Here is a 13,948-nt window from a genome sequence, read left to right on the forward strand (position 1 = left end):
CGAGCCAAGGTCCGCAGGCTCCACAGTTGCGGCTACGCGATGGGCGGGCATCAGGACATCTCCGATCGGCGCCGACGCATCGCACCATGGGGCTTGATCTCCAGAGTGAAGCCAGGCAGGTGCAGCGTGCCGGTCTCGGTCCGCAGCTGGCTGCCGCGCTCGCGCGGGACCAGGCGCAACGTCAGGACGTCGCTGCTGCCGGTCCCCGAACGCAGTCGGCCCGCCACGATCGTCCGCGCCTGCAGGGCACGGGTCAGCAGCTTGAGCACAGCGCGCGTCTCCGCCGCGTTCAGTACTCGATCGTGGGGCCCATGGTCCAGAAGATCCGTGGCGGCCTCCCGGTCCGCCGCCCGATCCGCCAACTGCTGCTCACGCAGCCGGGCATGGGCACCACGGCTCGTACGGACCGGCTGCGGGCCGCCCGGCGCCGGCCGCTTGCCATGCCGGAACAAGCTGATGCTGACCTCCACCCCGGGCGCATCCCACCACGTCGTTCGCGGCGAGATCTGGTCATCGTCGTCATGCGCGCCCGACAGATGCCGCACCGAGCGCAGGTCGAAAGCAGCGGACACCAGAGCGTTCGCCGCCTGCTCATCAGGCGCCCCGGCCGCCCAGGCGGCGAGATGCCGCAACTGGGTGGTCCGGCTCACCCCGCCTCGACGCGACTCCGTCACCTGCCGCAGCAGAGCGATGACCCCGGAGATGGCGGTGCGGGTAGCGCCTTGCAGCTGGGCGGCCTTGGTCTCCCCAGCACCTTCCGCCAAGAACCACTGGCGCAGCCCCATCCAGCGCCGCCGCCAGTCCTCAAGCCGCGCGGCCGGACGCATCATGGGCCGCTCATCCACTGCGGCGGCCCGCTCCAACAGGGTCTCCACCCCACTGTCTTCCACCTCGTACACGACCTCGGCCAGCCGGGGCGCGTAGCGTTCCAGCTCAGCCGTGAACTCACTCATGTGCGCCAGCAACGCATGCTTGTAGCGCAGGAACGTCTCCGGGGAGATATCCGTCGTACGCGCCACATCGTTGAGGGTCAGATAGAAACGCGCCGCCCGCTGCGTCATGTCCTCCAACACGCTGTCGAGACGGGCGAGCTTGCGGTACACCTCGTCCCGGTCGCCTTCCCGGTTCGCGGCCGCCAGCGCCTTGAAGTCCGCCAGGATGTCGGCGAAGACCAGCCGTGACAGGTTGGCGTCCTGCACACGGGAGCCGATGACCTCCTCCACGGCGCAGTAGACGCGGTAACCGATCTCCGTGAACTGGTAGACCGACTGCCGGTTTCGGTATGCGGCCAAATTGCCGCACCGCGCCGCGTCCTCCACCCGGTAGAGGACCTGCTCATTGTCCCCGGAGAGGTTGTCGAGCATGGCCCGCAGGTTCAAGTCCGCGGCGGACGGCACCTCGTCATGGGCTTTCGCGAGCTCGCTGAGCGCGCTCGCCACGTCGTCGGGATGGACCTGCAGCTGGTGTACGGCCCGCAGCACGTTCATTGCCCGCAGCACCCACAAATATGCCAAGTGGTCATCACGCTGGGTGAAGCTGAACAGTCGTAGGCGGTCGCCCACCGTCAATGAATCAAGATCGAATGACTCGGAGATTCCCGACTCATCTCGCTGGAACACCAAAGCCGCCCTCATCTCGCCTCGCATTGCCCATACCCTGGCAGGTAGCACTGACAATCTCTCTGGGGCCGGGAGAGAGGCTGGGTTTCCCAGCTGTTTGCCGCAGCGCTGTCCGTGGGTGTCTCTTTTTCTGTCGGGGCCTCTGGGTTCCTCCAGGAGACGGATTCGCCTTTATGGAAGGTGCAGGGGCACCGCTGGTCGGCGACATGCCAGGCCGTTTCCAGGGGCCAGCGTATGGCGGGTCACAAGTGATGCCCTTGGCCCTCGGGTGCCCAAGGGCCGGGCTACCGGCGGGCTGATGGGTGTTGCTGGGTTTGATCGTGGGTGGGGAAGAGACGCCGCTCGGCGAACGGCCAGGGGCTAGCTGCTGCAGCCGCAAACACGGTCGGCCCCTCATGGAGGCGAGTGAGAACGCCGAGAAGGAGCTTGTGGGAGACGACCAGGAGGGGGCCGTGCCTCTGGGCGGTTCGGTGTAGAAGCTGGGCGCAATAGCTGGCGCGGGCGTGAAGGTCGGTGAGACTTTCGCCGTCTTCGCAGCGCAGGGAGGGGTTGGTGAGCCGACGGGCGCGCCAGGCCCGGTAGGCCGGCGGATAGGTCTCGGCGGTGCGGCCGAGGACGATGCTCGGGGCGCGCCATTCGGCGAGGAGGCCGGAGGTGGCGACGATCGGCAGGCCCGTGAGGTGCGAGATGAGGGACGCGGTCTGTCGGGCGCGGGGGATTGGGCTGGTGACGATGGCGGTGATGCCGTCGGCGAGGGGCAGGGAGCGGCGTACTCCGTCGCGACCGTCCACGGTGAGGGTGGCCTCGTGCGGGGCGTGGTAGCCGGAGTGGTGGCCTTCGTAGGCGCCGTGGCGCATGAGCCAGATGTCAGCCAAGGATCCAGCCTCCGTCGACGCGCAGGGTCTGGCCGGTGATGAAGCCGGCGTCGTCTGTGGCGAGGAAGGCGACGGCTGCGGCGACGTCGTCCGGGAGGCCCCGGCGCTGGACGCATTGGCGGGCGAGCTGCCGGGCGGTCATGGCCTCCGGGTCGTCGACGACCGTGTCCTCGGCGGGGACGCGGATGGAGCCGGGGGCGACGCAGTTCGCGGTGATGCCGACGGGGCCGAGCTCGCGGGCGAGGGCGCGGGTGAGTCCTTCGAGGCCAGCCTTCGCACTGATATAGCCGGCGAGGTCGTGGCGGCCCGCCGTGGCGAGGACGGATCCGATCGTGATGATCCGGCCCCAGCCGACGGTGGTCATAGCGGAGGTCAGCTCGTGGGCGAGGAGGTAGTGGCTGGTCAGGTTGGTGGCCAGCGTGTCGTCCCAGTGGGCGAGCGTCGTCTCCGTCCACGGTCGGCGCGGGTAGGCACCGGCGGCGCTGACGAGGATGCCGACGGGGCCGCGCTGGTCGTGGGCCTGGTGGCAGAGAGCGCGTACGGAATCGGAGTCCCGGAGGTCAGCTTCCAGAAGGATGGCAGTACCGCCCCTTCCGGTGATCTGGGCGGCAAGCTCGGCTGCGGCCCGATCGTCGTCGTCGAGGTGGGCGAGCAGCACGGCGGCTCCGTCGTCGGCGAGGCGGAGGGCGATGGCCGATCCGATACCGCCAGTGGCTCCGGTGACCAGGGCGGTGCGGCCGTTCAGGGGGCCTGACATGGCGACTCCAATGGGCAGAAGTAGGCGGCGGGGTCGAAGACGGGGCTCATGGCCTCAGCGAGCCGGACGAGAAGGACCAGCCGGTCCTCGGGGACCAGGTCGGCCAGGTCGTAGACGCCGAGAATGCGCATGGCCAGGTAGGGGCGAAGAAGGTTCGCCAGGTCCGCACCGGACCAGAGGCGGTCCGCGACCGGCCGTACGAGCCGGTCCAAGTACGCGGTCACGGCGGCTCGTCGGGGAGCTGCGAGGCGCGGGGTGTAATCGATGTGAATGGTGCTCGTGGTGCGGTCAACGCCCGCCCGCCGAACCTCGGGTGTGTTGGCCGGTACGCGATCGAAGGCCGCGGGGTGGTCGGCGAAGGCGGCCGGGTTGTAGGTCGGTACGAGCCAGCCGCCGAGGGCGGAGGCGTACCAGAGGAAGTTGGCGAACTCGCCCAGGATGCTGTTCATCCCTGCGGTGTCGTAGTCGAACCAGGCGAGTGGGTGGGCGAGGTTGACGTCGGTGGGGTCGCCCTGGGTGAGGGCCGCCCAGATCGGTTCCGGAGTGGCGAAGCGGGTGCGTAGCCAGCGGAGGGTGGCGGCCCAGTCCATGTGGTGCCGACGGCCGTTGATGCTCAAGGTGTACGTGCCGAGGCGCGACAGGGGGGTGTCGATGAGGCCGTCGGCGACCAGGAAGTCCTTCCCGGCGTAGTACGTGTCGAGCCGCCCGCCGGGCGCTGCGCGGTCCCAGTACAGCTTGCGGACAACACGGGTCGGATCGGTCGGCCGCGCGGTCGTGAGGATGACCTCGCGGTACGTGGTGGTGAGCCGGTCCATGTAGTTGTGAAGGTCGCTGCTCGGCTCGTCCGTGTTGAGGAGGTCGAGTAGGAGTCCTTGATCCGTTCCGCCGGGGAGGCGTTCGTACGCGAGGAGGTGTCCGCCGGGTACGCGGTGGTGGGCGTGGAGGGCGGGGACGCGGTAGTGCCGGGCCAGGCGGGCGTGTCCGCGGATCTCCTGGCGGGCTTCGGCCGGGTTGCGGGTGTACTTCAGGAGCAGGGGGCGGCCGAGGAGGTCGATGGGGCAGAGCAGGTTGCGGGTGAAGCGTCGTAAGCGACCGATCCGCAGGCGAGGCTGGACGGTCATCGCCCTACCTCGTTCAGCAGGTCGAGGCAGACTCGGGCCAGGGAGGCGGGCGGGAAGGTGTCCATGTGGACGTCCGTGTCCGGGGCTATGGCGTCGCGGACGGGGCAGAGGTCGCCCTGGTGCATGCGGTCGGACTGGTCGGTGGCGACGGCGTGGTGGTGAGGCAGGCCGGTGCGCCATTTGCTGTGACTGTGACGTGCGTACAGGCCGACGACCGGCGGGCCGTCGTCTCCGCTGCCGCGTGCCAGAGCGGCGAGGTGAGTGAGGCCGGTGTCGTTGCCGACGATCAGATGGCAGCGAGGGAAGAGGTCCGTCAAGTCGTCGGCCGGCACTCCGTCGAGGTGCAGGACCTGAACGTGACGCCTCGGTGGCTCCGCAGAGATCTTGAGGCCGCCGTCCTGGGCACCGCCGATGAGTAGGAGCCGGGCCTGTGACTGCTGCGCCTCGGCGATTTGCTCGGCGAGGGCGACGTACCGCTGGGCGGTGTAGTCCTTGCGCTCCGGCCAGCTGGTGGCGGTGATGGCGGCGATGGTGAGGCCGTTCAGCCATCCCACCGAGGCCAGTTCTTCCACGAGTTCGTTCGGTCCGGTTGCAAGGAGGGGCGCGAACGGCGCGGCGCCGGGCAGCCGGATACCGAGGCGGCGTTCAAGCGCCAGGTAGTGGCGGGCGGGCAGGCTCGGGTGGGCGCGGCCGTCGCTCGACCAGCAGGGTGGGGCGGCCGGATCGAGGACCAGGCTCACCGCAGCCTCCGAAGCGCGTGCCTCGACCCCAGGGCGGTCGCCGATCACGGCACGCCAGCCGCTGGGCGCGGTGACGGGTGATTGGGTGATCAGGCCGGTGCGGGCGATCAGCCCCGCGTACGGGCCTCCCGCCCGAACGGCCACGCGAACCGAACGCGCGCGCAGCCAGTCGACGAGGGCGCGGACCGCCGAGAGGCCGAGGAGGGTGTCGCCGAGCTTCCCCTCGAAGGCCACCTCTATCTCGCTGCACCCGATCAGGCGGTCGACGAGCTCGGCGGAGGCGGGAAATGGAAGCGGGGCGCCCACGGGGAGGCTGTCCCGGTCGTATCCGAGCGGAGTGGTGTGGACGGCCCCGGCGGGGATGACCTGTGAGCCGGGGTGGAACCGGATCCTCGCCGAAGCGACCGCGGTCACGCCGTGCCCTCGATCGTGGTGAGGGAGACGAGTGGCAGATCGAGGCCGGTGAGCAGGTCGCGGGCCCCGCGCGTGGTGTCCTCCACCAGACAGACCGCAGCCAGCGGGACCGCGCCGGCCTCGCGGAGCCGGCAGGTGAGGTCGGCCAGGGTCCGGCCGGTCGTGATCTCGTCGTCCACCAGGACCATCCGCTGTCCGGGTGTGATGCCGTACGCGAATACGTCGGTGCGCATCGCGTGGGGTTCGCTGAAGCGGACCGCGCCGTCGAGAGGGAGGTGCAGTTTCCAGGCGATCTTGTACGGCAGGTGGGCGGCGCCGGCGAGGGAGACGGTCGGCAGGATGCCGCCGGCATCCAGGCCGAGGAGGTAGTCCACTGCCTCGAGCCCGTCCGGCACCTGCTGCTGAAGGCGTCGCCACAGGCAGGCTCCGGTGGTGGCCAGGGTGTCGGGGTGGACCGGCTCCTCAAGGCCGTCCAGGGAGTGGATGACGCGCTCGCGGCGGCTGGTCGCACCGACGCTCAGGCGTTCGACGATCCGGGCCGAGAAGGGCTGCACGGCGACGGTTTCGGGCATGACGAAGCTCCTGTCGGATGGCGGAGAAGAAATCGGCGAGGTTGTTCAGGCGGCGAGCTGGGAGGCGTACCAGGCGAGGAGCTGGTCGACGGCCGCGGTGACGGGCTTGAGGACGGGCTCGGTGTCGCGGTCGCGCTAGGCGCTGGAGATTTCGGCCAGGGAGGGCACGGAGGCAGCGGTTAGACCCGGCATCTGGGAGGCTGCGGAGAGGATCCGGTTGGGCCCCGACTCCCACTGGTCGTGCTCGCGCAGGAGAAGGCGGCAGGCCAGTACGAGGTGCTTGTAGAGCTGCCGCAGGGTGTGCGGCCCAGCCTCGGCACGCAGGCGGCGCATGGTGAGGATGACCTGGGGGAGTTCACGGACGGCGGCCAGGGCGAGCTCGTCGCGTGTGATGGTCGGCAGTTCGGTGTTGGGCGCGGCGTGCAGGGCGGGTTGGCCCTGCTGGAGCTGGTACAGGGCGAAGGCCAGGCGGGGAGTGAGGCGCCGGGCGGTCAGCTCGCCGGGGGTGACGAGGGTGGGGCCGAGGGAGGCCGCACCGTTCAGGGCGCTCCGGTACTGGCTCACGGCCTCGTGGACCCGGTCGGTGACCTCGTGTTCAGCGACCACGAGCAGGTCCAGGTCGGACCAGCCGGCGATCCAGGTGCCCTCGCCAGGGCTGCCGGTCAGGGCGGCAAGCCGTACGCCGGCGCCGTACGCCCGTACCGCGTCGGTGAAGTCGGCCGTCGCCGAGGCGACAGCGGCCGGCAGGCCCAGCCCGTACGGGGTGGCCACGCGCAGCGTCGCAGAGGCGGGTGGGGCGGCGATGCGCCGAAGCCGGGCGCGCAGGGCAGCGATGCTGCCGGAGTTGTCGATCACGTGGTCGGCGAGCGCGGCGACCTGGTGGGCGCCACGGCTCATCTTGATCTCGTCCTTCGCGGCGACGGTCGGGGCCGGCGTACCGGACCGCTCCACGCGGACGGCGAATGAGGCATCCAGGTAGACGATCTGGAGCCTGTCGCTCATGAGTTGCTTGAGTTCGGCGATCGAGGCGTCGTCGTGCACGGACTCGATGGTGAACAGCCGCGTGTCGACGTGCGCCTCTGCGAAGCGGTTCAGTTCGCCGAGCAGCAGTTCGGCCTGACGCCGGGCTGATAGGGCGTATGGGTCCGCGAGTCCCTCCCGGTGGGCTGCCTGACGCAACAGGAAGCCGATCTTGAGGCGCTGGGCACCGCACATGCGTCGGACGAACTCGGCGCTTGTGCTCTTGCCGCACTCACTCAGCCCGCCGAATGCCAGAACCCGGTCCAGGCGTCGGCTCGGCTTGACCTCGGCGGGGGCGACGTCGTCTCGGCCGTACAGCTTGAACCGGGCCGGTACGGGAAGTCGTCGTCGCCCGGCGACGACGTCGGTGACCAGCGAGTCGAGGGCGGCGCGCAGCTCTTCTCGCTGACCATGGAGGGCCGGCACGCGACGGCGGGCCAGCTCATCCCTGGATGCAGTCTGCTCGCTGTGCCAGATCCGCAGCGTCAGTACCGACAGGCGGTCGACGACGGAGGCGAGCGTCTCGGTATGCAGCGGCGCGTCGGCGCAGCCCGCGTCCGCCAGCGTGCCGAGGACCTCGTCGGCCCGCTCGGCGAGCATGTTGCGTTCAGCGTTGAGTTGGTCGATCTCCCGATTGCAGTCAGCGACCTGAGCGGCGGACAGTAACGTGCCACGCACCCGGTCCTCGGTGTCCCACAGGCGTCCGTTGACGGTGTGGAGCCGAGTGATGGTGTCGTCCAAACGGCGCTGGTCCTTGTCCTGGAGGGCGGCCAGGGTTCGGGCCAGGCCCGCGGGCAGGACCAGAGGCGGGGAGTTCTGGGTCATCGGGGACTCCCGTCAGTGATTCGGGTGAGACCGAGGTGATCGCGTACGTCGTGGTGCACGTCGTCCAGGGAGCGGCCCTCACAGTCCACGACGTCGGTGTAGGCGCCGTGGCCGACCTGGTGAAGGAGGACCGCGTGCAGCGTTCTCTGGTACTCCGGGTAGATCCCGGTCCAGGGACGGCCCTCGCGTGCGCTGGCGATGGCGTAGCTGCGCTCGGCGTCTAGGGATGGGACCAGCAGAATGGAGATCTCTGACGCTCCTGCCCGTGAACCAGCAATGCTCGTCACGGTCTTGAGTGCTTGACTCACCGTCAGCCCGTCCTTGACTACGCAGGTCGCGGTGGACACGGCGAGGAGCATGGGTAGGCCCCGGTCGAGCAGGCCCGTACGCCCGGCCTGGCGGGCGGCGGCCCGCTTGGCGTGGCCGGCCAGCAGCATCTCGGTCAGCTCGACGGTCGTGGACGTCTCGAACCACCATCGGGCGTAGTCGCCGCCCGCCATCCGCGCCCACGGCTCGGGGTCGTGTTCGTGGACGGCGCCCAGCGGCTGGCAGCCGTCCCACCGCTCGGCCAGCCGCACGAGGTGGGTCGTCTTGCCCACGTTGTCAGGGCCGTTGAGGCTGATGAAGTCCGGGGCCCGCGTCATCGCTCACGCCTCGCGGATCGGGGTGTCGAGGACGGAGACGATCGCGTGCGTGTTCGCGGCGATGAAGTCGGCCAGCTCCGGGGGCATCAGGTTCAGCTCACGGACGGCCTCGGCGGTGAATGGCACCTGGACCACCTCGTACCCGCCCCGCTCCGGCTTGGCGAACTCCGTGCCCGTACGGGCGGACAGGTCCATCGACCCCAGACGGGCGGCGAAGATGTGCTGGACGCCGATGCCGTCTTCCAATTGGTCGGTAATCAGATGGACGAGCTCGGCGCGCTCCATCTTGCCTCCGAGTTCCTCGAACACCTCGCGGTGCAGGGCCGCCTCGATGGTTGCGTCGCTCTCCTCGACCCCGCCACCTACCGAGACCCAGTACGGATCCCTGCCCGGCTTGGTGCGCTTGATCAGGACCAGCTCGTCGCCGTCGAGGAGGATGGCGCGGGCGTTGCGCTTGACGATGTCGGTCATTCCGTTGGCTCCTTCTGAACGCGGTATAGGAGAGAACGGGCGGAGCGCCGCTTGGTGCTCCCCGGCTCGGTGGACTCAGCATGGTGCAGACCGGGCCCAGGGAGTGAGGTAGGAGCGCTGCAGCAATGCCGCACCACTGCCGCACTTGCCTGGCTACGCTGAGTGTTTCGACGTTTCATCGGACTGCGGACGGGGGCACGACGGTGGTCACGGTGCAGCGATGGTCCGGGCGCGAGGCGCGGCTGTTACGCGACGCCCTGCGCATGAGCCTTCGGGATTTCGCCGCGTACTTGGGTGTCAGCGACCGGACCGTGTCGAACTGGGAAGGCGGCGGGGCCGGTTACCTGCCTCGTGCCGAGTCGCAGGCTGTCCTCGACACGGCACTCAGCCGTGCATCGGACGACGCGAAGACGCGGTTCGCCGCAGCCTTCGGATCGAATAGCGGCACCGCACCCGTCGTCGGCGTGATCGAAGTGCACTCCCACAAGTTCCTGCCGGTCTTCATCGGCGTCGAGCGCGCCCGCCGAATCTGCGCACACATGACACCGAGTGCGGGCACAGATTGGCTGGAGTCCTCGGCTGCACGTGTGGAGCACCCCGACGCGCAGAAGTGTGTTCTGTACGTCTTCGCGTGCGGCGTAGCTGTGTTCCATCTCGTGCAACCGCACGAGCCGGCATCGCTCACCGAACTTGCCGTGTGGCGCTACCGCTCGTACGCCTCTGACCTCCCCTGGGCGCGGGACAAAGTCCGCGACCTCCTGGGCGGAGATCATTCTGGCGTCCCCAATCCCGAGTACGTCCTCTCCCTGTACTGGCTCACCTCCAGCCCCTGGACCGGCAGCACCTACGACACCGTCCTGCGCCTCCTGTCCACGCCCTCGGTTCTGGTCGACCGCGGCGCCCTTGGCGGTCCCGCGCCGTTGGACGGCTCAGTCGAGGAGTCGCTCCTCGCCACCGGCGTCGACCACCCGGAGATCGTTTCCTTCGGCGTACGGGGAGTCTCCACGGGCTACGCGGGCTGGTCCGGCGTTGCCTATGCGTCCCACTCCCACGAGCGCAGCCTCACCGTCGACGAACTGGTCACCTGCGAACTCACTGTCCAGGCCCTGTGGTGCTTCACCCGACAGATCCAACAGATGATCGAGGACGGGCAGGACCCCTCCATGCCGGAGCAGTACGGCTGGCGTTTCCTGCGCGCCGCGTGCTCCCGGCTCACGGCGGCCCGCGCCCAAGAGACAGCTCAGCATCTCCTGATGCGAGAGGCCATCATGAAGACCAGCGGGCTGGCCGAACGGCTGCGCGCCGCACAGGACGCTCTACGCGAGAGCGTCGGCTGAGGACAGTAGGCAGGAGAAACGCACATGGATATCGGCAGCGCCGCGCTGGTCGTGGTCGACATGCAGAACGGATTCGTGAACCACCACAGCCGCCACGCTGTGCCAGCGGTCTCCGACCTGGTCGCCCAATGGTCCGCCGCAGGCCGACCCGTGATCTTCACCCGCTACTTCAACTACCCCGGCAGCTCCTACGAGCGCTTCTTCCAATGGCACCAGCTCCAGGAACCACCCGAGACCGACATCGTCCCCGAACTCACCGAGGCCGCCGACAACTCGCGCACGGTCATCGACAAGACCGGGTACACGCTCTTCACCCCCGACGCCACCGAACTGATCCGCCAAGCAGGCTGGACCGACCTGGCCTTCTGCGGGATTGCCACCGAGAGCTGCGTTCTGAAATCCGCCGCCGATGCCTTCGAACGCGGCTACGCGCCCTGGATCGTCCACGACGCCTGCGCTACCGACGCCGGCCCGGACGTCCACGACGCCGGCCTTGTCGTCGCCCGACGCCTGATCGGAACCAGCCAACTCGTCACCACCGAGCACGTGGTGGGACAACTCACTGCGTACGCAGGGACCCCGGTGCTGGAATAACCCCATGGCCGACACACCGCCCCGCACCGGTTCGCCCGCAGCACACGACACCGACCTGATCATCATCGGAGGCGGACCGGCCGGCTGCGCCGCCGCCCGCATGGCCGCCAGCGTCGGCATGCGCTCGGTCCTGATCGAGCCGGACGACCTGTGCCGCAACCTCTACCGCATTCCGGCCCTGAACAACGTACTCGGTGGCTACACCAGCGGCCCCGCGCTCGCCGACTCCATCACCACAGAGCTGAAGAGCACGGAGCTGTGCCGCCTGGAACTCGGCAGCCACGTGGTCGAACTCCACGCCGACGACGACCACGTCACCGTCACCCTGGACACCGGTACTCGCCTGACCGCCCCGCACGCGGTCGTAGCCACTGGCGTCGGTCCGATACAGCCCCGCGACGTCTCCTGGATCACCGCCCCCAGCGGCCTCACGCTGTCCCCGCTCTGGCAGGCCGATGTAGAGGACGCAGAAGGCCGCACCCTCCTCATCCTCGGCGGCGACCGCCCGATCGGCACCTTCCTCCGCGCACACCCGACCACCGACACCCGCCTGCTTGTGGCTTACCCGGAGGCCGACGCGTACAAGATCGAGGAGATCCGCGACGACGCCCGCGTCACGCTCCTGCCCGTCGAGCACCTGACCCTGGCCCCCTCCGAAAGGGGCGCGGTAACCGCGGACGCGGTGAGTCAGGACGGCGCACGGCACACGGTCACCGCAGATACCGCCTACCTCAGCATCGGGAACACGCCCGCTGCCCCACCCGGCGACCTTGCCCGAGGCGCCGACGGCTACTGCCCACCGACCGATCAGCATTCCCGTGTCATCGTGGCCGGAGACCTGCGCTCCGCACGCTTCCAGCGGATCATGACCGCCTTGGGCTCCGGCAGCGAGGCCGCGCTGCACGCCTACTACGCGGCGCGAGACCTCCCCATCACGAACTGAGACACCCGTCAGAACAGCCCGACACTGAGCCGAACGCCGGAACAGGGCTCGACCCAGCACCGCGATGTGGTGCCGATGGCGTTTTGGACCGGAAGGAAATCACGGTGCCGATTAGTGCCCAGAGGGCAGTCGCAGCCGCCATCGTCGTCCAGGACTGGCACGTCCTGCTCGTACGGCGACGCATCGCGGAAGGAGCCCTCTCATGGCAGTTCCCAGCAGGGAAGATCGAGCCCGACGAGACCTCTGAAGAAGCCGCAGTACGTGAGACCCGGGAGGAGACCGGGCTCTTGGTGGCGCCGATCAGCGTGCTGAGGCAGCGGATTCACCCCATGACGGGCCAGGAGATCCACTACATCGCGTGCCGGCCCATGGGCGGCGAGGCGTTTGTCGCGAGCGTCGAAGAACTGGCCGAACTTGCATGGGTGAGGCACGGCGAGATCCCGCAGTACGTACCGTACGGCCTCTTCGGACCGGTCCAGCAGCATCTGGATACGGCGCTCCAACGATGACCGCCCCACTACCCCATGTGCGGCTTACAGTTGACAGCTGACAGTAGATTGGACTCATTTCTACATTTCAGGGAAGTGGATGACAGTAACCGCTAGACGTGGCGACTGTCGGTGTGTCAGGGTCGGCCCTGTCACCAGTCGACGGGACCGGGGGACGCACCCGGGGAGGGCCCATGACGCAGGAAACTCAGCCGCAGTTCATCTCAGTGCCTGTACCGAGCCAGTACGTCACGCAGGTGTACGCCTACCTCGCTGAGTTGACCGGGGCAACGGCCGCTACTCCACCCGTCTCCACGGTTCCGCCGATGGGTCTGTCGGCCGGCGATCCGCTCCCGGTGGTCGAATGGACCGTGGAGGACTTTCGCCGACTGATGATCGAGCCGCTGAGTTCGGTGCAGACGATCACCCGTGTCCTCGACATTCTGGCGAAGCAGCCCGACACGCGGGTGAGCTACACCTCGCTTGCACAACACCTAGACATGGAGAAGAAGAGCCTGCAGGGCAACCTCGCGGCCTTCACGCGTACCGTGCGCAAGCACTACAAGCGCCGCAACTGGCCGATGACATGGGTGGACGCGCTCAGCAGCGAGCCGGAGCTCAAGTCGGAGTTCTTCTACACGATGAACGCGGCTGTCGCCGAACGCTGGCTGAAGGCCCGCGCGCAGGGCTGAAATAGAGATAAGAGCGGGGAGGGAGTTCAGCGCGCTTCGCGCCCTTTTATTCGCCCTCAGCGGCGGGGGGCGAGGTGTGCTGGATGCGGGTGATCGGGACGAGGACGGGCCTGTGGGCGGTGCCTAGCTCGCGGCGGACGGCGGCTTCCTTGAGGGTGCGGGCCGCGTCCGCGATCACCGCGGCGTCCTTGGCGTCGGTCTTCGCCTCGCCCGGGCCCCACACCCTGCGCGCGCTGGAACTCACCGACCAGATCACCGCCGAGCTGACCGTCCTGGTCGGCTTCGACCAGGACCTCGCTGCCGAGGGGTGGATGCTCAACGATGGGCAGGATCGCCGGTTTGTCCAACCGGCGATCCCGCGCTATCTTGCGCCGCTCGCTCTGCTGAATATCAACGACGTGTACAGCTGGCGGCTGTTGGTCATCGAGGATGGCCGGCGGCTCTCGCTGCCGCCTTGAGTGGGGCGCCGCTACGCCGACCTCGGTGACGTCGACGGAGGTCGGCGATACGGCCAGTGTCGAAGGGCCGCGGCGGTGGACTATCGACGGTCGGGGATTGCCGGCTTCGTCAACCGGTGATCCGCCTTCTCCAGGTGACTAAGAAGAGTTCGCGCTGAGATCCGGCAGCGCCCGAAGGAGTACGACACGGGGGCAGCCCGAGTGAGGAGATCAGCCGGGTTGCCGGGTGCCCTCCAGGGGCTGCGGTGGTGTGTGTCCCCGGGTGCCATGGTCGGCACGGCAAGGTTGGGTTCCTGCGGCGCATGGGCGAAGGACGGTGCTAGGAGGGTGCGTAGCCAGGCGATGGGCCGGCTGATGGTGGCCAGTCAGCGCTGGACG

The 13,948-nt window shown here is 68.8% G+C and carries 16 protein-coding genes; 6 read left to right on the forward strand and 10 right to left on the reverse strand.

Going from position 1 to position 13,948, the window contains the following annotated elements; all coding sequences use genetic code 11:
- Positions 1–50 precede the first annotated feature (50 nt).
- The 9 genes from OG199_RS35495 to OG199_RS35535 all read right to left on the reverse strand — a co-directional run bounded on the left by OG199_RS35495 (position 51) and on the right by OG199_RS35535 (position 9,058).
- Entirely contained in the window at positions 51–1,646 is a 1,596-nt protein-coding gene (locus OG199_RS35495; RefSeq protein ID WP_405832920.1) for a TIGR02677 family protein, read from the reverse strand.
- A 257-nt stretch (positions 1,647–1,903) separates the two neighbouring features.
- Positions 1,904–2,494 (reverse strand): histidine phosphatase family protein, encoded by a 591-nt coding sequence (locus OG199_RS35500; protein ID WP_207317733.1) that lies wholly within the window; start codon positions 2,492–2,494, stop codon positions 1,904–1,906.
- Positions 2,487–3,251, reverse strand: coding sequence for an SDR family NAD(P)-dependent oxidoreductase (locus OG199_RS35505; protein ID WP_207317734.1), 765 nt, complete (start codon positions 3,249–3,251; stop codon positions 2,487–2,489). Before OG199_RS35505 ends, OG199_RS35500 begins: the two co-directional genes overlap by 8 nt.
- Positions 3,236–4,372, reverse strand: a complete 1,137-nt coding sequence (locus OG199_RS35510) for a hypothetical protein (protein WP_405832922.1) — start codon at positions 4,370–4,372, stop codon at positions 3,236–3,238. The genes OG199_RS35505 and OG199_RS35510 overlap by 16 nt, the downstream gene beginning before the upstream one ends.
- Positions 4,369–5,526 (reverse strand): glycosyltransferase family 9 protein, encoded by a 1,158-nt coding sequence (locus OG199_RS35515; protein ID WP_405832924.1) that lies wholly within the window; start codon positions 5,524–5,526, stop codon positions 4,369–4,371. Before OG199_RS35515 ends, OG199_RS35510 begins: the two co-directional genes overlap by 4 nt.
- Positions 5,523–6,098, reverse strand: a complete 576-nt coding sequence (locus OG199_RS35520; protein ID WP_390835291.1) for a phosphoribosyltransferase — start codon at positions 6,096–6,098, stop codon at positions 5,523–5,525. The genes OG199_RS35515 and OG199_RS35520 overlap by 4 nt, the downstream gene beginning before the upstream one ends.
- A gap of 135 nt (positions 6,099–6,233) precedes the next feature.
- Positions 6,234–7,943 carry a DUF4254 domain-containing protein gene (locus tag OG199_RS35525; protein WP_405832926.1) on the reverse strand — a complete coding sequence of 570 codons (1,710 nt, stop codon included), beginning with the start codon at positions 7,941–7,943 and terminating at the stop codon, positions 6,234–6,236.
- Positions 7,940–8,587 (reverse strand): hypothetical protein, encoded by a 648-nt coding sequence (locus OG199_RS35530; RefSeq protein ID WP_405832928.1) that lies wholly within the window; start codon positions 8,585–8,587, stop codon positions 7,940–7,942. Before OG199_RS35530 ends, OG199_RS35525 begins: the two co-directional genes overlap by 4 nt.
- Positions 8,588–8,590: 3 nt before the next feature.
- The gene (locus OG199_RS35535; protein WP_207315887.1) at positions 8,591–9,058 is read right to left on the reverse strand and encodes an NUDIX domain-containing protein; all 468 of its coding nucleotides are present in this window, start codon (positions 9,056–9,058) and stop codon (positions 8,591–8,593) included.
- 263 nt (positions 9,059–9,321) lie between these two features.
- Here OG199_RS35535 and OG199_RS35540 point away from each other — a divergent pair, with 263 nt between their 5' ends.
- The 5 genes from OG199_RS35540 to OG199_RS35560 all read left to right on the forward strand — a co-directional run bounded on the left by OG199_RS35540 (position 9,322) and on the right by OG199_RS35560 (position 13,112).
- Positions 9,322–10,395, forward strand: a complete 1,074-nt coding sequence (locus OG199_RS35540) for a DNA-binding transcriptional regulator (protein WP_207315886.1) — start codon at positions 9,322–9,324, stop codon at positions 10,393–10,395.
- Between the two features lie 24 nt (positions 10,396–10,419).
- A complete protein-coding gene (locus OG199_RS35545) occupies positions 10,420–10,989 on the forward strand; it encodes an isochorismatase family cysteine hydrolase (protein WP_207315885.1) in 570 nt (189 codons plus the stop codon).
- A 4-nt stretch (positions 10,990–10,993) separates the two neighbouring features.
- On the forward strand, positions 10,994–11,932 hold the full coding sequence (locus OG199_RS35550; protein ID WP_207315884.1) for an FAD-dependent oxidoreductase: 939 nt from the start codon (positions 10,994–10,996) through the stop codon (positions 11,930–11,932).
- Positions 11,933–12,015: 83 nt separating this feature from the next.
- Positions 12,016–12,441: an NUDIX hydrolase gene (locus OG199_RS35555; RefSeq protein ID WP_242643925.1), complete on the forward strand. Its 426-nt coding sequence runs from the start codon at positions 12,016–12,018 to the stop codon at positions 12,439–12,441.
- Between the two features lie 173 nt (positions 12,442–12,614).
- Entirely contained in the window at positions 12,615–13,112 is a 498-nt protein-coding gene (locus OG199_RS35560) for a hypothetical protein (protein ID WP_207315883.1), read from the forward strand.
- Positions 13,113–13,158: 46 nt separating this feature from the next.
- On the opposite strand, the gene OG199_RS35565 is transcribed toward OG199_RS35560, so the two are convergent.
- Positions 13,159–13,290 (reverse strand): hypothetical protein, encoded by a 132-nt coding sequence (locus tag OG199_RS35565; protein WP_278186528.1) that lies wholly within the window; start codon positions 13,288–13,290, stop codon positions 13,159–13,161.
- A 10-nt stretch (positions 13,291–13,300) separates the two neighbouring features.
- Here OG199_RS35565 and OG199_RS35570 point away from each other — a divergent pair, with 10 nt between their 5' ends.
- Positions 13,301–13,570 (forward strand): hypothetical protein, encoded by a 270-nt coding sequence (locus OG199_RS35570; protein WP_207315892.1) that lies wholly within the window; start codon positions 13,301–13,303, stop codon positions 13,568–13,570.
- The last annotated feature ends 378 nt before the right edge of the window (positions 13,571–13,948 follow it).

This window comes from Streptomyces sp. NBC_01176 (genome assembly GCF_045039825.1).
Classification (GTDB): Bacteria; Actinomycetota; Actinomycetes; order Streptomycetales; family Streptomycetaceae; genus Streptomyces.